Source organism: Cellulosimicrobium sp. PMB13 (genome assembly GCF_051294865.1).
GTDB lineage: Bacteria > Actinomycetota > Actinomycetes > Actinomycetales > Cellulomonadaceae > Cellulosimicrobium.
Genome location: NZ_CP145910.1, coordinates 3181931 through 3198679, shown reverse-complemented (window position 1 = coordinate 3198679; position 16749 = coordinate 3181931). Strand labels below are relative to the sequence as shown.

22 protein-coding genes are annotated in these 16749 nt (G+C 73.7%); 10 read left to right on the top strand and 12 right to left on the bottom strand.

The genetic code is table 11. The features are described from left to right. Positions 1-97: 97 nt before the first annotated feature. From V5D56_RS14470 to V5D56_RS14455, 4 genes are all read right to left on the bottom strand, one after another. Positions 98-748, bottom strand: a complete 651-nt coding sequence (locus tag V5D56_RS14470) for a response regulator (RefSeq protein WP_435735996.1) — start codon at positions 746-748, stop codon at positions 98-100. Continuing rightward, on the bottom strand, positions 745-1878 hold the full coding sequence (locus V5D56_RS14465; protein WP_435735995.1) for a sensor histidine kinase: 1134 nt from the start codon (positions 1876-1878) through the stop codon (positions 745-747). Before V5D56_RS14465 ends, V5D56_RS14470 begins: the two co-directional genes overlap by 4 nt. A gap of 23 nt (positions 1879-1901) precedes the next feature. Beyond that, the gene (locus V5D56_RS14460) at positions 1902-2624 is read right to left on the bottom strand and encodes a DUF2306 domain-containing protein (protein WP_435735994.1); all 723 of its coding nucleotides are present in this window, start codon (positions 2622-2624) and stop codon (positions 1902-1904) included. Between the two features lie 84 nt (positions 2625-2708). Continuing rightward, positions 2709-3473: an SDR family oxidoreductase gene (locus V5D56_RS14455; RefSeq protein ID WP_435735993.1), complete on the bottom strand. Its 765-nt coding sequence runs from the start codon at positions 3471-3473 to the stop codon at positions 2709-2711. A 101-nt stretch (positions 3474-3574) separates the two neighbouring features. On the opposite strand from V5D56_RS14455, the gene V5D56_RS14450 reads away from it, so the two are divergent. The 3 genes from V5D56_RS14450 to V5D56_RS14440 all read left to right on the top strand — a co-directional run bounded on the left by V5D56_RS14450 (position 3575) and on the right by V5D56_RS14440 (position 5835). Then, complete coding sequence (locus V5D56_RS14450; RefSeq protein WP_435735992.1) at positions 3575-4447, top strand: helix-turn-helix transcriptional regulator; 873 nt, start codon at positions 3575-3577, stop codon at positions 4445-4447. A 64-nt stretch (positions 4448-4511) separates the two neighbouring features. Then, on the top strand, positions 4512-5078 hold the full coding sequence (locus tag V5D56_RS14445) for a dihydrofolate reductase family protein (RefSeq protein ID WP_435735991.1): 567 nt from the start codon (positions 4512-4514) through the stop codon (positions 5076-5078). An 88-nt stretch (positions 5079-5166) separates the two neighbouring features. Then, positions 5167-5835, top strand: a complete 669-nt coding sequence (locus V5D56_RS14440; protein WP_435735990.1) for a hypothetical protein — start codon at positions 5167-5169, stop codon at positions 5833-5835. Positions 5836-5878: 43 nt separating this feature from the next. Here V5D56_RS14440 and V5D56_RS14435 read toward each other — a convergent pair whose 3' ends face one another. After that, complete coding sequence (locus tag V5D56_RS14435) at positions 5879-6664, bottom strand: helix-turn-helix transcriptional regulator (RefSeq protein ID WP_435735989.1); 786 nt, start codon at positions 6662-6664, stop codon at positions 5879-5881. Between the two features lie 189 nt (positions 6665-6853). Between V5D56_RS14435 and V5D56_RS14430 the strand changes: the two genes are divergently transcribed. Then, positions 6854-7090, top strand: coding sequence for a hypothetical protein (locus V5D56_RS14430; protein WP_435735988.1), 237 nt, complete (start codon positions 6854-6856; stop codon positions 7088-7090). Between the two features lie 15 nt (positions 7091-7105). On the opposite strand, the gene V5D56_RS14425 is transcribed toward V5D56_RS14430, so the two are convergent. Further along, positions 7106-7480 (bottom strand): VOC family protein, encoded by a 375-nt coding sequence (locus V5D56_RS14425; protein WP_435735987.1) that lies wholly within the window; start codon positions 7478-7480, stop codon positions 7106-7108. 104 nt (positions 7481-7584) lie between these two features. Here V5D56_RS14425 and V5D56_RS14420 point away from each other — a divergent pair, with 104 nt between their 5' ends. Next, positions 7585-8379 (top strand): hypothetical protein, encoded by a 795-nt coding sequence (locus tag V5D56_RS14420; RefSeq protein ID WP_435735986.1) that lies wholly within the window; start codon positions 7585-7587, stop codon positions 8377-8379. A 62-nt stretch (positions 8380-8441) separates the two neighbouring features. Here the strand turns inward: V5D56_RS14420 and V5D56_RS14415 are convergent, their stop codons facing one another. Then, positions 8442-8723 (bottom strand): winged helix-turn-helix transcriptional regulator, encoded by a 282-nt coding sequence (locus V5D56_RS14415; protein ID WP_435735985.1) that lies wholly within the window; start codon positions 8721-8723, stop codon positions 8442-8444. Continuing rightward, positions 8720-9124: a VOC family protein gene (locus tag V5D56_RS14410; RefSeq protein WP_435735984.1), complete on the bottom strand. Its 405-nt coding sequence runs from the start codon at positions 9122-9124 to the stop codon at positions 8720-8722. Before V5D56_RS14410 ends, V5D56_RS14415 begins: the two co-directional genes overlap by 4 nt. A gap of 153 nt (positions 9125-9277) precedes the next feature. Between V5D56_RS14410 and V5D56_RS14405 the strand changes: the two genes are divergently transcribed. Next, positions 9278-10495, top strand: coding sequence for an AI-2E family transporter (locus V5D56_RS14405; protein WP_435735983.1), 1218 nt, complete (start codon positions 9278-9280; stop codon positions 10493-10495). A 12-nt stretch (positions 10496-10507) separates the two neighbouring features. On the opposite strand, the gene V5D56_RS14400 is transcribed toward V5D56_RS14405, so the two are convergent. The 3 genes from V5D56_RS14400 to V5D56_RS14390 form a co-directional block, all read right to left on the bottom strand. After that, the gene (locus V5D56_RS14400; protein ID WP_435735982.1) at positions 10508-11956 is read right to left on the bottom strand and encodes a DUF1254 domain-containing protein; all 1449 of its coding nucleotides are present in this window, start codon (positions 11954-11956) and stop codon (positions 10508-10510) included. Between the two features lie 167 nt (positions 11957-12123). Continuing rightward, complete coding sequence (locus V5D56_RS14395) at positions 12124-12414, bottom strand: hypothetical protein (protein WP_435735981.1); 291 nt, start codon at positions 12412-12414, stop codon at positions 12124-12126. 41 nt (positions 12415-12455) lie between these two features. Continuing rightward, positions 12456-13448: a helix-turn-helix transcriptional regulator gene (locus tag V5D56_RS14390; protein WP_435735980.1), complete on the bottom strand. Its 993-nt coding sequence runs from the start codon at positions 13446-13448 to the stop codon at positions 12456-12458. A 112-nt stretch (positions 13449-13560) separates the two neighbouring features. Between V5D56_RS14390 and V5D56_RS14385 the strand changes: the two genes are divergently transcribed. From V5D56_RS14385 to V5D56_RS14370, 4 genes are all read left to right on the top strand, one after another. Beyond that, positions 13561-13974 (top strand): VOC family protein, encoded by a 414-nt coding sequence (locus tag V5D56_RS14385; RefSeq protein ID WP_435735979.1) that lies wholly within the window; start codon positions 13561-13563, stop codon positions 13972-13974. Between the two features lie 140 nt (positions 13975-14114). Then, positions 14115-14804, top strand: coding sequence for a hypothetical protein (locus V5D56_RS14380; protein WP_435735978.1), 690 nt, complete (start codon positions 14115-14117; stop codon positions 14802-14804). Between the two features lie 5 nt (positions 14805-14809). Next, a complete protein-coding gene (locus V5D56_RS14375; RefSeq protein ID WP_435735977.1) occupies positions 14810-15385 on the top strand; it encodes a GNAT family N-acetyltransferase in 576 nt (191 codons plus the stop codon). A 4-nt stretch (positions 15386-15389) separates the two neighbouring features. Beyond that, on the top strand, positions 15390-16286 hold the full coding sequence (locus V5D56_RS14370) for a phosphotransferase family protein (RefSeq protein WP_435735976.1): 897 nt from the start codon (positions 15390-15392) through the stop codon (positions 16284-16286). On the opposite strand, the gene V5D56_RS14365 is transcribed toward V5D56_RS14370, so the two are convergent. Beyond that, positions 16250-16714, bottom strand: coding sequence for a winged helix-turn-helix transcriptional regulator (locus tag V5D56_RS14365; protein ID WP_435735975.1), 465 nt, complete (start codon positions 16712-16714; stop codon positions 16250-16252). The two genes, V5D56_RS14370 and V5D56_RS14365, sit on opposite strands and share 37 nt — an antisense overlap. Positions 16715-16749 lie beyond the last annotated feature (35 nt).

The following is a 16749-nucleotide window of genomic DNA, read 5'->3' as shown; positions in this document are numbered from 1 at the left end:
CCGGTCGGGGTCGGTGGGTCCAGGACCCGCCGACCCCGACGTGCGTGGCGAGCCGATGTGCGTGGTGAGCCGACGTGCGTGGTCAGCCAGAGCGCGGCTACGCGCTCGGGTGACGGCCCGACTCGTAGGCCCACATCGCGGCTTCGACGCGGTTGCGCACCCCGAGCTTGGTGAGGATGCCGCCGACGTGGGTCTTGATCGTGCCGCGCGAGAGGTAGAGGCGGGCGCCGATCTCGTCGTTGGTCAGGCCGGACGCGAGCAGGGCGAGCACCTGCTCCTCGCGCTCGCTCAGCGGTGCCACGGGCTGACGAGGCCGTCGCGACGGGCGCGCGAACTCGGCCAGCAGCCGCGTCGTGACGCGTGGGGAGATCAGCGCGTCGCCGTTCGCCGCGGCGTGCAGCGCCTCGACGAGCAGGTGCGGGCTCGCGCCCTTGAGCAGGAACCCCTTCGCGCCGGCACGCAGCGCGCCGTAGACGTACTCGTCGAGGTCGAACGTGGTGATGACGACGACGGCGAGGGGGTCGGGGACGTCCGGTCCGGCGAGCAGCGCGGTCGCCTCGATGCCGTCGAGGCGAGGCATCCGGATGTCGAGCAGCGCGACGTCGGGCCGCACCTCCCGCGCGAGCCGCACCGCCTCCGCGCCGTCGGAGGCCTCGCCGACCACCTTGATGCCGGGCTGCGCGTCGAGCAGCATCCGCAGACCGGTGCGCACCGGTTCCTGGTCGTCCGCGACGAGGACGCGGATCATGCGTCGTGCCGCTGGGGGAGCCGGGCGCGGACCGTCCAGCCGCCGTCGGGGTCGGGGCCCGCCACGACCTCGCCGCCGAGGAGCGCCGCGCGTTCGGAGATCCCCTGCAGGCCGTGCCCCTGCCCGTGCCCTGTCCCGGGCGAGGTGCGGGCGCCCGCACCGTCGTCGTGGACGACGAGCTCCACCGTGTCGGCGTCGGCGGTGAGGGTCACGTCGATCGCGGTGGCACCGCGGGCATGCCGCCTCGCGTTGGTGACGGCCTCCTGCGCGATGCGGAAGAGGCTCGACGCGACGATGTCGGGCGGGCTCGCGGCCTCGTCGAGGCGCACGGTCACGGTGGGCGGGCCGGGATCGGCGAGGGACACCAGCTCCGCCAGGCCGGGCGACGGCTCGAGACCGGCGGGCGCGCGGAGCTGGCGGACGAGCGAGCGCATGTCTGTGAGCACGGCCTGCGCCTCGCGCTCGATGACGTCCAGCGACTCGGAGACCCGGGATGCGTCGTCGGGGTCCGTCGCCGCGACCTGCGCGCGGATCGCGATGGCCGAGACGTGGTGCGCGACCGTGTCGTGCAGGTCGCGGGCGAGCGACTCCCGCTCCGCGGCACGGACCGCGTCGAGCTGGCTCGCGCGCGCCGCGACCCGCTCGCGCCGGAACGCCCCCACGAGGCACGCGCCACCGACGAGGGCGACCCCCGCGACCGCGCCCTGGACGCCCTCGCCGCCGAGCGCGACGGACACGACCAGGCTGCCCGCGAGCACGGCGCCGCCGATCACCCGGTCGCGGCCCGATCCCCAGCGGAACAGGGCGTACGGCGCGAGGAGGACCGCGAGCATCGTCGCGAGCCCGTCGGGCCCGGTGCCGGCGGCGGCCTGGGCGACCTGGAACCCGGCGCCGACGAGCGTCGTGAGCGCGACGACGAGCAACGGGCGGCTACGTCGCCACGGCAGGGTCGCCACGAGGGCGATCGCGACAAGCGTCGATGCCACCGGCCACGCGAGGTCCCGACGCAGGGTGCCCTCCAGGACCGCCGCGCCCACCAGGGCGACGACGAGCACGGCGTCCCGTGGCCTCGGTCTGCGGTCTCCGGGCGCCGCCGGACGTCCGAGGAGGTCCCGCAGCCGGCGTCGCACGCTCGGCATGCTAGCCCCCGCGGTCAGGCGGCGGGCACGACGCGGCGCGGCCGACTACGGGCGGTGGCCCGGCGGCGCGCGATCACCCACTCGGCGACCGCGAGGTTGAGCAGCCACGCGGCGTCCATCTGCACGGTGCGCCAGAACGCGTCGGGCTCGCCGAAGAGCACCACGAACGGCGCGGTCGTCAGCACCTGCGTGCCCGCGCCCAGGGCGAGGGCGTACGCGCGGATCATCCAGGCACCGTGCGCGAGGACGTCGCGTCGCACGATCGCACGGACCCCGAGCACGAGGAACACGAGCATCGCGAGCCCGACGACGTAGCGCGACACGGTGAGCGCCCCGTCGTCGGTGGGCGGTACGTCGTAGAAGGCCGTCATCCACAGCCCCGACCCCGCGACGACCACCCCGGCCGGCACGAGCACGTAGCGCCCGGCGGCGCGGTGCCACGCGAGGTGGCGGCGGCGCAGTCCGGGGAGGAGCTGGAACGCCCCGAGGACGGCATAGACGACCGCGCCGACGATGTGCAGGACGACGGGGAGCGGCACCTGGAGGAAGCGCGCGTTGGCCGGTGTCTCGGGTGCGCCCGAGGCGATCTCGCCGAGCCGCACGCCGCCCGCGAGCGACGGGACGAGGGCGAGGGTGATGAGCCCGGCCGCGACGAGCCATTCCTTGCGGGACGACCCGCGCCGGGTGCGGCGGGGAGCGCTCGGAGCGGTGCGGGCGACGTCGGGTGCGGTGTCCATGGGTCGATCGTGGATCGACCCGGCACGCCGGCGCTTCGGCCATGTGGCCGAACTCTGCGCCCGGCGCGGTGTTTGTCGCCAGGTTCAGCGTCCGTGCGGGTCGGCCGCGTTGAGCGTCGCGACGACCTGGTCGTAGTCGCCGCGTGCCTCGCCGTGGCGCAGGAACTTCACGCGCTCGACGAGGATCTCGCGGGCGTCCGGCTGAGTGCGCAGGAGCTGGAGGACCTCGCGGACGTACTCGTCGAGCGGCATGGCGGAGGGGTCGTCCAGATGGCCCGGCACGATCTCTGTCGCGACCGACGGCGGCACGAGCTCCGTCACGCGGACGTTCGTGTCGGCGAGCTGGAGGCGCAGCGCCTCGCTGAGCATGTGGATCGCGGCCTTGGAGGCGTCGTAGCTCGGCGTCGCCTTCAAGGGAGCGAAAGCGAGGCCGGAGGAGACCGGGACGATCGTGGCGTGCGGTCGGGTCTGCAGGTGCTCGACGAACGCGCCGATGAGGCGGATCGGGCCGAGCACGTTCGTGGTGAAGGTCTCCTCGGCGGTCGCGAGGAACCCCTCGGGGTGGTGCCAGTCCTCGACGCGCATGATGCCGGCCATGGCGACGAGCGTGTCCAGGTCGGGGTGCCGTTCGAGCACCTCCTTGGCGGCGGTCGCGATGCTCTCGGGGTCGGTCGTGTCGATGCGCACGGTGTCGATGCCCGGGTGCTCGGCGGCGACCCGCTCGAGCAGCTCGGTGCGACGCCCGCCGACCACGACGGTGCTGCCCTGCTCGTGGAGCGCGACGGCGAGCGCGAGGCCGATGCCGCTCGTCGCGCCGGGGATGAAGACGGTGCTGTTCGTGATGTCCATGACCCGATCCTCGGCGCGATCGGGAGACCGCGGCAGAGACGGTCGAACGGGGGACCGGCGATCCCTGGCACAGCGCGCGGCCGCCGACCACGATGAGACCCATGGACCGTGCCGCGCTCGCCGACTTCCTCCGCCGCCACCGCGAGGCCCTTCAGCCGGGCGACGTCGGGCTGGGACCCGGGCTGCGGCGTCGGGCACCGGGGCTGCGCCGCGAGGAGGTGGCGCAGCTCGCGCTCATGTCGACCGACTACTACACGCGCCTGGAGCAGCAGCGCGGCCCGCAGCCGAGCACGCAGATCCTGGCGTCGATCGCCCGCGCGCTGCGCCTGACCGACGACGAGCGCGACTACCTCTACCGCGTCGCCGGCCACGGCGTCCCCGATCGCACCGTCGACACGGGCCACGTCGCCCCGGCGCTCCAGCGCGTGCTCGACCGCCTCTCCGACACCCCGGCGCTCATCATCGACCCCCTCGGGCGGACCCTGGCGCAGAACGACCTCGCGCGCGCCCTCTACGGCGACGCCACCGCGTACACCGGGTGGGAGCGCAGCGAGATCTACCGCTGGTTCGCGCACCCGGAGACGGCGCGCGCCGTCTACCCGGACGAGGACCGGGCGCGGCAGGGGAGGGCGCTCGTCGCGAGCCTGCGGGCCGCTCTCGGGACGCTCGGGCCGTCGTCGGGCGCGGGCGACCTCGTCACGGCGCTGGAGCGGACGAGCCCGGAGTTCGTCGAGCTGTGGGCACGGCAGGAGGTCGCCCGGCGGTTCACCGACCACAAGGTGCTCGTGCACCGCGAGGTGGGGGAGATCGAGGTCGACTGCCAGGTGCTGCTCACCGAGGACCAGCTCCAGGCGCTGCTCGTCCTCACGGCCGCGCCCGGCAGCGAGTCGGCGGAGAAGATCCGGCTGCTCGGCGTGCTCGGCACCCAGGACCTCGCCGTCGAGCCGACGTCGGCACGTCACGCGGGCCGGTGAGACCGACGAGTTCTGCCGACGCCCTGGGTCTGGTCGTCGTACCCGCGACCGAAGGAGACGAGTGATGCGCGACGTGACCTACTCGATGGGCGTCTCGGCGGACGGCTACGTCGCCGGCCCCGACGGGCGGTTCGACTGGACCGAACCCGACGACGAGGTGTTCCAGCACTTCACGGACGAGCTCCGCGGGGTCGGGGCCCACCTGCTCGGACGTCGGCTGTACGAGACGATGCTGTACTGGGAGACCGCCGAGGAGGACCCGTCGCTCGGCGCGGCGGAGCGCACGTGGGCCGCGCTCTGGAAGGCGCTCCCGAAGGTCGTCTTCTCCACCACGCTGACGGCGGTGGAGGGCACCAACACCCGGCTGGCCACCGGTGGCCTGGCCGAGGAGGTCGCGCGGTTCCGCGCGGAGCCGGGGGAGGGCGAGATCGCGATCGGCGGTGCGGTCCTCGCCGCGGAGGCGGCTGCTCTCGACCTGATCGACGAGTACCGCGCGATGGTGCATCCGGTGCTGGTCGGCGGCGGCATCCCCTACTTCCCCCAGCACGAGCGACACGTCGACCTGCGCCTCGTCGAGACGCGGACGTTCGCCTCGAAGGTCGTGCTCTATCGCTACCGGGTCGCGCGGTAGCCGGTGGGCACTGCCGCGCCGCACGAGGCGGGGACAGCGGGGCAAGGACGAACGGCACGTCCTGGCACGGCTTGCTACGGTGCCGTGGGTGTTCTCGAACTGGAAGCGACAGCGCGCCGCGCGACGCCTCAAGCCAGGTGACGGGCACTCGCTGCCACGCTTCCGGTGGTGGCAGCCCCTGTCGCGCACGCTGTTCCACCTCCGGCTCACCGCCGAGGACGGTCGACCCGAGACGTGGTCGGTCGACGTCCGCCTCTGGGGCGACTCGGACGACGGCGAGGTGCGGGCCCGGCTCTACCGGGACGGCCGGCACCACGCGACGTCCAAGCTCCCGGCCGAGTTCCCGGTCACGGGCGGCACGATCGAGGTGGTCACCAGCGGCTACGGGCTGAGGCGGTGCCACTACGTCCCGGACGGCGGCGGCCCCGCCCGACAGCTCGCGCCGGACCCGGCCTCGGCCGAGGGCCGCCGCGCACGGCTCGACCACCGGCACCCCGGGGTGAGCCGGACGATCGGGTTCGCCTCCTGGGCGGTCCTGGTGGTCGCCCTCGTGCTCGGCGTCCCGCAGATCGTGGAGCAGATCTCCCAGATCCCTCCCGTGGCGGAGAACGTGGGCACCTTCACGTCCCCGATCCACCTCTCGGGGACGGTCAACGTCGCGCTCGTCGTCGCTACCCTGCTCGCGAGCACCGAGCGCGCGCTGCGCCTGCGCTACCACTGGCTGCTCGACGGCGGCCTCTTCGACGGCGACGACTGACCGGGCACGGTGGACGGTGCTCTCAGCCCGCCAACCATCGAAGTCACGCCGTGCCGCCACGCGTCGGGCCGAACGCCGCGGCGACGGCGGCGGTGCGGCTCGTCACCCCGAGCCGTGCGTAGACGTGCTCGAGGTGCGTGCGGACCGTCGTCGGCGAGATGCCGAGCGCTGCGCCGACCTGCTCGTTGGACATGCCGTTCTGGACGAGGTGCAGGATCTCCCGCTGCCGTTCGGTGAGCGTGTCCGCCGGCGCGTCGGGCGGCGCGACGACCGCGGTGAGGACGTCGCGAAGGTGGGGCAGGAGGAGCCGGCAGAGCGTCAGCTCCCGCTCGCCGAACGCAGAGCCCGATTCTCGGGGCGCCAGGATGCGCAGCGACCTCGCCCCGCCCAGCGGAAAGCCGAAGATCAGCTCGTCGGCGTACGTGAGGTATTCCCGGTGCAGGGGATGCTGTGACCAGCGGCGCTCGCCGTACCAGGACCGGATGTTCGTCGCCACGGGCTCGCCCGTGCGCTCGATGAGGCTGCACGGGCTCACCCACCAGTGGTCCTGCAGCACGTCGAGCCCGTCGTCCACGGAGCCGTCCGACGACAGGTCGGCCCCGGAGAGCACGTACTCCTCACCGGCCTCCACGCCCTGCATGTGCTGGTAGGAGAAGTCCCGGGCGTCCATCGCGTGGAAGGCGACGCCGTCGCTCCCGAGCAGCGGCTCGAGACGTCGGAGGATCTCGGACACCACCGTCGTGCTCGGCGTGTGCCGCGACGGCTGCGCCAGCTCCAGGATGTCGCGCAGCGCGAGGACGTCAGTGCTCGAGGGCGTCGAAGGTGACATCGCCCCTCCCCGGTCCGGTCCTTCGACCATAGGACCGTCGGAGCCCTCAGGGAAGGTCGGGACGGCTCTCACCGCGGACGACGACCGCGGATACGACGATCGTCGTATGGTCGCGGCCGTGCGCCGCGCCCGACGCTGAGAGCGGACGTGCCGGACCCTCCGGTGCCGCTCCCGGAACGGGGAAGAGCGATGAGCCTCAAGATCTGGTCACGTGCTCGGCGTCAGGCGGCCGTCGGGTGTGCCGCCGCGGTCCTCGTGACGGCGACTGCCGTCAGCGGGGCCGCGTACGCCGGTGACGTCCCTCCGTCGACCGGCGGCCTCGTGCTGCGGACGGTCCCGTCCTGCCTCGCGGACGACGGCCAGCCGGTGCAGCGGGGTGCGACGCCGGCGAGCGTCGGCAGCGCCCGCCCGTACGTGCGGAGGTGACGGCCGGCGCGCGGGTCACGGCTCGAGCCGCCTGCGCAGGAGGCAGAACTCGTTGCCCTCCGGGTCCGCCAGGACGTGCCACGACTCGTCGCCGGTCTGTCCCACGTCGGCGGGGCGCGCGCCCAGCGCGAGCAGGCGCTCGAGCTCGGCGTCCTGGTCCCGGTCGACGGGGTTGACGTCGATGTGCAGGGGGAGCTTCCCACGCCGAGGGTCGCTGCTCCGGCTCAGGATGAGAGTCGGCTGCAGCCCGCCGAAACCGCCTGGCGGGCCGATCTCGATCCCGTCGTCGTCCCTGTCGAGCTCGACGTAGCCGAGGACGTCGCTCCAGAACCGCGCGAGCAGCTCGGGGTCGGCGCAGTCGATCACCAGTTCGCTGATGCGGGATGCCATGCCTCGACTCTAGGGAGTCGCGCCCCGCAGGCGCGCGCCCATTCGAGGCGAACCGCGAGGAGGCCAGGTACGGCTCGTCCGTCCTCCGCGGTACCGTGACGCCCGTGCTGACCCTGTGCTCGTGGCCCGGAGCGCCCTGGCTGCCGCCGGGAGGCCGCGCCGACGTCGTCCTCCTGGACGAGGACGTGGCGATGCCGGAGCCGACCGCTCTCGTCCGGCTCCTGATCCGCGACGATGCGGGCCGCGTCTTCTGCGTCCCACGCACCGGCGGCAGACCGGGCTGGGACCTGCCGACCCGGACCGTCGGCGACGAGGGGCCCGGCGAGGCGCTCGACGGCCTCGTCCGAACGGTGCTCGGACGGCCTCACGAGACGACGCCGCTGGGCTTCGTGCGCAACACGGTCCCCGCCGGCACCACCTACGCGTGGCCGGCGCCGGTCGCGCACTTCGCTGTGCACCGGGTTCTCGGCAGCGCACGCCCGCGGGTGGACGGCACCTGGTTCGACGCCGCGGCGGCACGCGAGCACCTCGGCGAGCGCCACTGGTGGCCGCTCGTCGCCGTCGAGCGGGACGCCGTACGGGCGATGACGCACGAGCTGATGGTCGCCTGGGGCCTGTGGCTGCACGACATCGACCGTGACCGTGACCGCCTGACGGGATCGGCGACCGAGGCGCTCGTCCTCGGGATGGACTCGCCCTCCCTGCGCGAGCTCGCGGGGCTGCACCGTGACGAGCAGTGGCCCGAGTTCGACGCGCTGATCGGGACAGCGGTGTCGGAGCTCGGGCTGCCCGCTCTCACGCGAGAGCTCGCCCTTCGCGCTGAGCTGGTCGGCCAGGCCCGCCGGGTCGTCGCGGGGCCGGTCGAGCGAAGGGTGCCGTCGCAGACAGCGAGGACCTGACCGGGTCCGGCGTGCCGGAACGTCGTGGCAGGCCGTCCTGATCACGTCTGACGTGATCCAGCTCAGCCCTCCTCGGCACCCCAGTGTCGGAGCGCGACGATCGCCCCGCGGAGGGCGAGCCCGCGCTCGGTGAGCGCGTAGGCCCGGGTGTTGTGCCGCAGGGGCAGGCGGGACAGCACGCCGGCCGCTTCGAGCTCGCGCAGGCGGGTCGCGAGAATGTTGGTCGGCGCTCCGAGGTCGCGTTGCAGGTCGCCGTAGCGCTGCGGTCCGTCGAGCAGCCGGTCCACGATGAGCAGGGCCCACCGGGCTCCGACGACGTCGAGGGCCGTGGCGAGGTCGCTCACGCGGTCGTGTCGGCGTCCGGCTTCATCCAGAACGGCGAGTAGTGGTAGCCGTCCGGGTCGTCGAACTGGCGCTGGTACATGAAGGGGTAGTCGTCGGTGTCGCCGATCCGCCCTCCGGCGGCGCTGGCGCGCCCGACGAGCTCATCGACCGCCTCGCGGCTGCCGAGGTCGAACGAGACCGTGACCTTCGAGGGGGTGTCTGGTCCACCGATCACCTCCTCGACCCCGCCGACGCTCGCGTACATCTCGCGACTGCCGAGCATGACGTACTGCTCGGGCGCGATCGCGAAGCACGACACGTTGTGATCGGACATCTCTGCGTTGAAGGTCCATCCGAGGGCGGTGTAGAAGGCCGTTGCGCGCTCGACACTCTCTACCGGGCAGGTGAGGAAGAGGCTCATCTGTCCATACTTGCAAAATGCAAGTGCGACGTCAAGACCCGACCGTACGCTCGTGCTGGGTCGTGCTCCGGTCGAGCCGGAACGGCCTGGGCGGCGGGCAACCCGAGGGCGTGGCACCGTTGCCCGCGACACGTGCGACGAGAGGGAGACGGCATGGCTCTGGGTAGGCGTCGAACGCGGGAGCGCGCGGATCAGCGTGCGCAGGACACGGCGGTCGTCGTCCGGGAGCCCGTCGATGACGACGCCACGGGCGCGCGACCGGAGGCGGCCCCGCCGTCGCGCGGGGCGTCACAGCTGTGGGCCGACGGCGTGGGTCGTGCCGGGACGCGGTCGCTCCAGGTGCTCGCGATCGTCGCGCTCGTGGCCGTCGCGGTGTTCGCGCTGACGCGGCTGACGCTCATCGTCATCCCGGTGCTCATCGCGCTGGTGCTCGCCGCGGCGATCTCGCCGCTCGTCGTCCTCCTGCGACGCAAGGGGGTGCCGTCGTCCCTGGCGACGGTGATCGCGCTGATCACCCTCGTCGCGGTGCTCGCAGGCGTGGTCTGGCTGATCGTCGTCGCGGTCGTGGACCAGTGGCCCGAGCTGCGGGACCAGGCGATCGAGGGCTTCGACGAGCTGCAGGTGTACGTCCAGAATCTGCCGTTCGACATCACCGAGGAACAGCTCCAGTCGGTGCGAGACTCCGTCGTCGGCCTCCTGCAGTCCGACGCCGTGGGTGCGGGCGCGCTCGCGGGTGTCTCCCAGACCGTCGACTTCGTCGCCGGGTTCTTCGTGATGATCGTCGTGCTGTTCTTTTTCCTCAAGGACGGCCCGCAGATCTGGGAGTTCCTCCTGCGGCCGTTCCAGGGCGAGCGGTACGCGCGCGGCCAGCGGATCGGCGAGACGACGGTCCGCACGCTCGGTGGCTACGTGCGTGGGACGGCGATCGTCGCGCTCGTGGACGCCGTCGCGATCGGGATCGGGCTGGCGATCGTCGGGGTCCCGCTCGTCCTCCCGCTCTCTGTGCTCGTCTTCCTGCTCGCCTTCATCCCGCTCGTCGGCGCGACGCTCGCCGGCATCCTGTGCGCGCTGGTCGCGCTCGTGGCCGTCGGGCCGGTCGAGGCGCTCATCGTGGTGGCGATCGTCATCGCGGTCAACCAGCTCGAGGGCGACCTGCTCCAGCCCGTCGTCATGGGCAGGACGCTGCGCCTGCACCCGCTGGTCATCCTCATCGCCCTGACCGCGGGGACGGTGCTCGCCGGCCTCACGGGCGCGGTCCTGGCGGTGCCCATCGCCGCGTCGATCTGGCGCGCGATCCAGGTGTGGGACGGCCCGGACCTGCCCGCTCGCTTCGCGCGGCAGAAGCGGCGGGAGGCGGCGGAGACCGGCTGATCGAGCGACGACTCAGACGGCGGGGTCCGCGACCGGCTCCAGGTCACCGGGGAGCCACGACTTCTCGAACCAGGGCTCGAGCGGCCCGTACAGGCGCAGCATGGGGAACCACGACTTCCCGGGCACGGTCTGGACCCAGTTCTGCTCGCGTCCCACGGGCGGCTCCGGGCCGAACCACAGCACCGTGCTCCCGTCGTCCTCGGTGGTGACGGTGCCGGTGAGGCTCATGACGCTCGGGTGCGGGTCGGCGGTCTGCAGGAGCGAGCGCGTCTGGGTGTCGTAGACGTCGACGGCCCAGAAGTTCTTCGCCGGCGGGTTCGGCGGCAGCACCAGACGGTAGGTGCGCGCGCCGTCGAGGATCCCGCCGTCCGCGTCGTGGGCGGTGTACGCGTACGCGGAGCCCGCGCCCACCTGGGCGTGCGCCATCGCCGGCGTGACGACCGTCGCGAGGAAGTGGAACTGGGTCCGGGCGTCGAGCAGGCGTGCGCCGTCGGCGAGGAACTCGTACGAGCCGCCGAGGAACCCGTTGAGCCAGGTCGACCCGGGTGCGATCGGTGCGTCGGGGTCGCGGGGCGAGTACATCAGCGCACGGCTCATCGCCGCGGCGGTGCGCGCCGCGGAGTCGAGCGTCGCGCGGAGCTCCTCGCTCGGCGCGAACGGTCGGCCGTGCTGGATGCCGACCGCACGGAGCAGCCCTGCGCGCTCCGGGTCGAGCGAGCCCGGCGGCTCCTCGGCGACGATCTCGGCGACCTCGTCGAAGAACGACGCGTCGTTGGCGTGGACCGTGTTGACGCGGGCACCGGCGATGTTCACGAACTCCGTCTCCGGGGGGTTCGCCGCGTCGGCGAGCGGGTAGACCCGCGTCTCCTTCATCGCGGGCACACCGCCCAGCGCGCGCAGCACGACCCAGTTGGTGAACGTCGGCGTGCGGTAGACGAAGTAGCCGTCCGGGACGTCGCCGTCGTGGTCCGGGGGGAGGAACAGGTACCGCCCGCCCTCGCCCCGGTCCGGCCCGGCGATGCCCATGTCGGCCACGTACCGGAACCAGAAGTCGTCCACGACGCACAGCGACTGCTTCGGCGGCTCGATGACGAACGGACCCGTCTCGCGCAGGTCGAAGAAGAAGGTGCCGTAGGTCGTCTCGGTGTTGGCCGTGAGGAAGATGCCGTTCGAGTCGGCCCGCGGCTCGGTGTAGCCGATCTGCTGGGACCGGACCAGGCCGAGACTGCGGAAGCCGTGCCGCATCGCGACGAGCGACGCACCGGGGATCGTGCTCAGGTACGCCTCGATACCCCGGACGAGGTCGAGCGACGCGTACAGGCGGTCGACCGACTCGGGCGTCGGGACCCCGTCCACGAGGTCGAACCGCCCGAGCGCGGTGTCCAGGGGCGACGGCGTGCTCACCGCGGCGAGGACCGCGGCGAGCGAGTCGTCCTGCGGATGAGGGGAGTTCTCGGTCATCGCAGTGCCCTTCGTCCAGAGGTGCGGCCGACGCCGCGTCGGCGCCCGGCTATCGAGACCGTAGGACCGCTGGGGTGCCAGGGCGACCGGACCGGAGCACTTCACCCGGACGACGCCCCGCGCGCTGGTGCGGCGCCCAGATCTGCGCTCACCCCGCACGCGTCCGCTCACCGGCGCTCGACGGCGTCGGCCCAGAGCCACGCCCAGCCCTCCCGTCCGTGCCGGTCGACGTACCGGACGTTCACCTGACGCCCCGCCCACGCGATCGCCTCGCCGTCGACCTGCGCCTCGCCCGACTGGCGCTGCGTGATCCAGGCACGGACCGGGATCGCCTCCTCCGGTCGGACGATCACGGCGTCGCGGCGCGCGAGCGCTGGTGCCTCGTCGGCGCTGTCGCGCAGCGGCACGGTCTCGATGCTCGACGGCCTGCCGCCGGGTGGACCTCGGCGGGTTCCCATCGACCCAGCGTATCGAACACACGTTCGAACGCGGAACGGGGTCACGGCACCGCTGCGGCTGCACGCGCGAAGCGCCGGGCGAGTCCTGCGAACGCGTGCGCGAGCTCGGGCGGTCGGACCGAGGTGACGTCCGCGCCGAACACGCCGAGCCGCACCGCGAGCGCGGTCCACGACCACGAGCCGAGGACGACGCGGCAACGGTCCGGGCCGAGGTCCTCGACGACCCCGTCGTCGACGAACGGCGCGACCCGCGCCGCGGGAGCGGCCAGGACGGCCTCGCCCCAGCACGGCCACTCACCGCCACCGTCGCCGCCGGTGCCGCCGCGGAACCGGGACGCGACGAACGTCCGGACGTCGCCGCCCGGCATGTCCCGGCGCCGGAACCGCGGCCCGGTCGGCGTGCGCGGCGCGATGCGGTCGACGCGGAAGGTGCGCCAGTCGTCACGGTCCAGGTCCCACGCGACGAGGTACCAGCGCCCGCCCGAGACGACGACGTGGTGCGGCTCCACGCGTCGGGGCGCCGCGCCGTCGGCCGTCGCACTGCCGGGCGTCGCGTAGTCGAACCGCAGCACCTCGCGCGCCCGCACGGCGGCGCTGACGGCCAGCAGCACCTCGACGTCCACCGAGGGCGCGCCCGCACCGCGCGGTATCGCGGTGATCTCGACCGCGTCGACGCGGTGCCGCAGCCGCGCCGGCATCACCTGGCGCAGCGTGGTGAGCGCGCGCGCCGCGGCCTCCTCGAGGTCGGCGCCGGCGCCGCTCGCGGCGAGGGCCTGCAGGGCGACGGTCAGCGCGACCACCTGCTCGTCGTCGAACAGCAGGGGCGGCAGCTCGGCGCCCGCGTCGAGGCGGTACCCGCCGTCGGGGCCGCGGGACGCCGTGATCCGGTAGCCGAGGTAGCGCAGGCGCCCGACGTCGCGGCGCACGGTGCGCGGGTCGACGCCCAGCCGTTCCGCGAGCGCCGCGCCGGACCAGTCGCGCCGCGCCTGCAGGAGCGACAGCAGGAGGAGGGTGCGGGCGGAGGTCTCGGCCATGCACGCCATCCTGCCCGGAGATGCGGGCGATAACTGTCCGCATCTGGGCCGAGCATCGTCGCGAGACGTCGGGCGATCCCGCCCGGCACCGACCCGCACCGAGGAGCACCCGATGACCGTGTCCACCACCCCCCACCTCAACTTCCGCGGCGACGCGCGCGCAGCGCTGACCTTCTACCGCTCCGTGTTCGGCGGCGACCTCGTCGTCACGACGTACGGCGACCTGGCCGGGCCGGACGCTCCGGAGGCCGATCTCGTCGTCTGGGGCCAGGTCGCCGCCGCGAACGGCTTCCGCGTCATGGCGTACGACGTCCCGGCGGACCGGCCGTGGAGCCCGGGCGAGGCCCCGTTCTTCGTCTCCGTGCGCGGCGACGACGTCGCGGAGGTCACGGGCTTCTGGGAGAAGCTCGTCGACGGCGCGACCGTCGTCGCGCCCCTGGCCTCGTCCGCATGGGCGCCGGTCTACGGGATGCTCACGGACCGCTTCGGGGTGACGTGGGTCCTGGACGTGGCCGCGAGCCGCTGACCTGTGGCGGCGGGGACGCCCGTCGTCGACCGTCGAGGCGGCGTGTCGACGACGGGCGACCCACGGGGTCGTGCCGTGTCGACGAGCAGGTCGACGGCAGGCCGACGCGGCGGCGGAGGCGGCTTCCTAACGTCGCTGCCATGACAGGGAACCGACGCACAGAGAACCGACGCACGAAGGACCGACGGACGGAGAACCCACGGACCGAGACCCGACAGACGGAGGAGCGGCACCCCGCGACGGACGACCTCCCCGCCCCGACGTCGGCTGCGGCCGGCGGACCGACGCGAACCGGGTGGCTCCACGGCCGCTGGGGGACGGCCGCCCGGGTCGTCGCGCTGGCCTACGCCTGGGTCGCCATGATCCTGCTGGGCGCCGTCGTGCTCGAGACGTTCATGATCTACCCGAACATCTTCAGCGACCCGCCCGCGTCGCTCGAGCTGGCGATGGAGTTCCTCGCCGTGAGCGGGCCGTCCGACGTCTTCCCGCCGCTGGGCTTCCTCTCGTGGACCCTGGTCGTCGCGGCGCTGCTGCTGTGCTGGCGCCAGCGGGACGCGCGGTGGTGGCTGCTGCTGAGCCTCGCGATGGCCGTCGGCGAGGGCGTCGCGTCCATCCTCTACTTCTGGCCCCGCAACGAGATCATGTTCGTCGAGGGGCTCGCGGTGCACCCGCCCGAGTACCTCGTCCAGGTCGCCCGCGAGTTCGAGACGTGGCACTGGCGGTCCCGGATGGGGTTCAGCGTGCTCGCCGCCGTGGGGGCGTTCGTCGCGTACCTGCGGATGTACCGGGCGCGGATCGTCAGCGACGCGGCCACCGCGACCGGCCGGTGAACGCGATGGTCGACCACGCGATGGTCGGCGACGTCGCGGCGCTCCTCGGGCGCGGGATGGCCGACAACCCGCTGCACCGGGTCGTCTACGGGACGGTCGAGGCCGACGCCGCCCGGGCGCACGCGCGCCTGATGCGCGTCCTCGTCGCGAGCCCCCGCCGGCACGTCGACGTCGTCGAGCACGACGGGACGCTCGTGGGGGTCGCCGCGTCGGCGCCGCCGGGCGGGTGCCGGCCGTCGTCCGGCACGCGGCTGCGGCTGCTCGCCGCGGCGGCGCCCGAGGGGCCGCGCGTCGCCGCCCGCCTGGTGTCCTGGACGGGGGAGTGGGCGCGGCACGATCCCGCAGAGCCGCACGTGCACCTCGGGCCGGTGTCGGTGGACCGGCACCTGCGTGGCCGGGGGATCGGCGGCGTGCTCCTGGCGCGCCACACGCGCTCGCTCGACGCGTCGGGCGCCGTCGGCTACCTCGAGACGGACCGGCCCGAGGCCGTCGGCTTCTACCGCCGGTTCGGCTACGACGTCGTCGAGGCGTCGGACGTGCTCGGCGTGCGCTGCTGGTTCATGCGCCGCGCGGGAGGATGAGCGGGTGCCGAAGGACCAGGACGCCGAGGATCACGCGGTGCTCGCCGAGATCGGCGCGCGGCACCGGCTGTGGCCGGCCGGCGCCGCGGTGCGCACGGTCTCGCGCGGTCGCGAGAACACGACCTACGTCGTCGCCGGCCACGTCGTGCGTCGGTCGGACGATCTGGTCGCCGTGGCGCGCGAGGTCGCCCTCCTGCGCGCGCTCGCCGACGCCACGGCGGTGCCGACCCCGGTCCCCGTCGCTCACGAGCCGGAGCTCGGGATCCTCGTCTACCGGCGGCTGCCGGGGGAGCCCCTCCTGCTGCGGCCCCACCCGGCGAGCGGCGGGGTCGAGGCGGCCCTCGTGGACGTGCTGTCAGCGCTGCGGCGCGTCGCCCCGCGCCTCGACCTGCCGCTCGACCACCAGCCGGCCGAGGCGTGGCACCGCGACGCCGTCCGGTCGTTCGACGTCGTCCGGGCATCGCTCATGCCCGAGCAGGCGGACGCGGTCGCCGCGTTCCTCGCGGAGCCGCCACCGCCGACGGCGAACCGGACCGTCGCGCAGCACGACGACCTCGGCGCCGAGCACGTCCTCGTCGACGCGCACGGTGGGGTGACCGGCGTCATCGACTGGACCGACGCGGCGCGGTCGGAGCCCGCGCGCGACGCCGGCCGGATCCTGCGCGACCTCGGTCCGGGGCCGGCGTTCCGCGTCGCCGAGCGGCTCGACGGGCCGCTCGGCCCCGACGACGAGGCGCGCGTCTGGTTCCACGCACGCTGCACGTGGCTCGAGGACGTCGAGTACGCGCTCGAGGACCCGCGGGCCCGGGCGGCGTACCGGGCGAACGCCGAGCGGACGTTCGAGCACGTCTTCCGGGGTCGCGGTCACAGGTCGCGCAGCTCCGCCTCCCGCTCGTCGTAGGAGCTGCGCGCCGCGGCGATGCGCTCCTGGTGCGCCTCGGTCCACACGACGAGCGCCTTGGTCGTCGCGTGGAGCGAACGGCCCATCTCGGTGAGCGCGTAGTCGACGCGCGGCGGGACGGTCGGGTAGACGGTGCGCTCGACGATGCCGTCGCGCTCGAGCTGGCGCAGCGTGCGGGACAGCATGCGCTGGCTGATGCCGTCGATCTCGCGCTTGAGCTCGGTGAAGCGCATGACCCGGCGGTCGAGCATCGCGATGGCGAGCAGGGACCACTTGTCGGCGATGCGGTCGAGGATCTGGCGCACCTCGCAGTCCTCCCGGGCGTCCCACTGCCAGACCTCGACGTCCGACTCCCACTTGGACGCCGTGCGTCGCGCGGCCGCGGTATCCGCGGTGATACCAGGTGTGGCGGATGTGCCGTCTTCCATGCCTCCCGATCCTGCCCGACGATGTATTCGGTATC

Excerpts from the sequence above, each read along its gene's own strand:
- V5D56_RS14470 (WP_435735996.1), bottom strand. The coding sequence starts at position 748 with ATGATCCGCGTCCTCGTCGCGGACGACCAGGAACCGGTGCGCACCGGT.
- V5D56_RS14460 (WP_435735994.1), bottom strand. The coding sequence starts at position 2,624 with ATGGACACCGCACCCGACGTCGCCCGCACCGCTCCGAGCGCTCCCCGC.
- V5D56_RS14455 (WP_435735993.1), bottom strand. The coding sequence starts at position 3,473 with ATGGACATCACGAACAGCACCGTCTTCATCCCCGGCGCGACGAGCGGC.
- V5D56_RS14450 (WP_435735992.1), top strand. The coding sequence starts at position 3,575 with ATGGACCGTGCCGCGCTCGCCGACTTCCTCCGCCGCCACCGCGAGGCC.
- V5D56_RS14445 (WP_435735991.1), top strand. The coding sequence starts at position 4,512 with ATGCGCGACGTGACCTACTCGATGGGCGTCTCGGCGGACGGCTACGTC.
- V5D56_RS14435 (WP_435735989.1), bottom strand. The coding sequence starts at position 6,664 with ATGTCACCTTCGACGCCCTCGAGCACTGACGTCCTCGCGCTGCGCGAC.
- V5D56_RS14430 (WP_435735988.1), top strand. The coding sequence starts at position 6,854 with ATGAGCCTCAAGATCTGGTCACGTGCTCGGCGTCAGGCGGCCGTCGGG.
- V5D56_RS14425 (WP_435735987.1), bottom strand. The coding sequence starts at position 7,480 with ATGGCATCCCGCATCAGCGAACTGGTGATCGACTGCGCCGACCCCGAG.
- V5D56_RS14410 (WP_435735984.1), bottom strand. The coding sequence starts at position 9,124 with ATGAGCCTCTTCCTCACCTGCCCGGTAGAGAGTGTCGAGCGCGCAACG.
- V5D56_RS14405 (WP_435735983.1), top strand. The coding sequence starts at position 9,278 with ATGGCTCTGGGTAGGCGTCGAACGCGGGAGCGCGCGGATCAGCGTGCG.
- V5D56_RS14400 (WP_435735982.1), bottom strand. The coding sequence starts at position 11,956 with ATGACCGAGAACTCCCCTCATCCGCAGGACGACTCGCTCGCCGCGGTC.
- V5D56_RS14395 (WP_435735981.1), bottom strand. The coding sequence starts at position 12,414 with ATGGGAACCCGCCGAGGTCCACCCGGCGGCAGGCCGTCGAGCATCGAG.
- V5D56_RS14390 (WP_435735980.1), bottom strand. The coding sequence starts at position 13,448 with ATGGCCGAGACCTCCGCCCGCACCCTCCTCCTGCTGTCGCTCCTGCAG.
- V5D56_RS14385 (WP_435735979.1), top strand. The coding sequence starts at position 13,561 with ATGACCGTGTCCACCACCCCCCACCTCAACTTCCGCGGCGACGCGCGC.
- V5D56_RS14380 (WP_435735978.1), top strand. The coding sequence starts at position 14,115 with ATGACAGGGAACCGACGCACAGAGAACCGACGCACGAAGGACCGACGG.
- V5D56_RS14375 (WP_435735977.1), top strand. The coding sequence starts at position 14,810 with ATGGTCGACCACGCGATGGTCGGCGACGTCGCGGCGCTCCTCGGGCGC.
- V5D56_RS14365 (WP_435735975.1), bottom strand. The coding sequence starts at position 16,714 with ATGGAAGACGGCACATCCGCCACACCTGGTATCACCGCGGATACCGCG.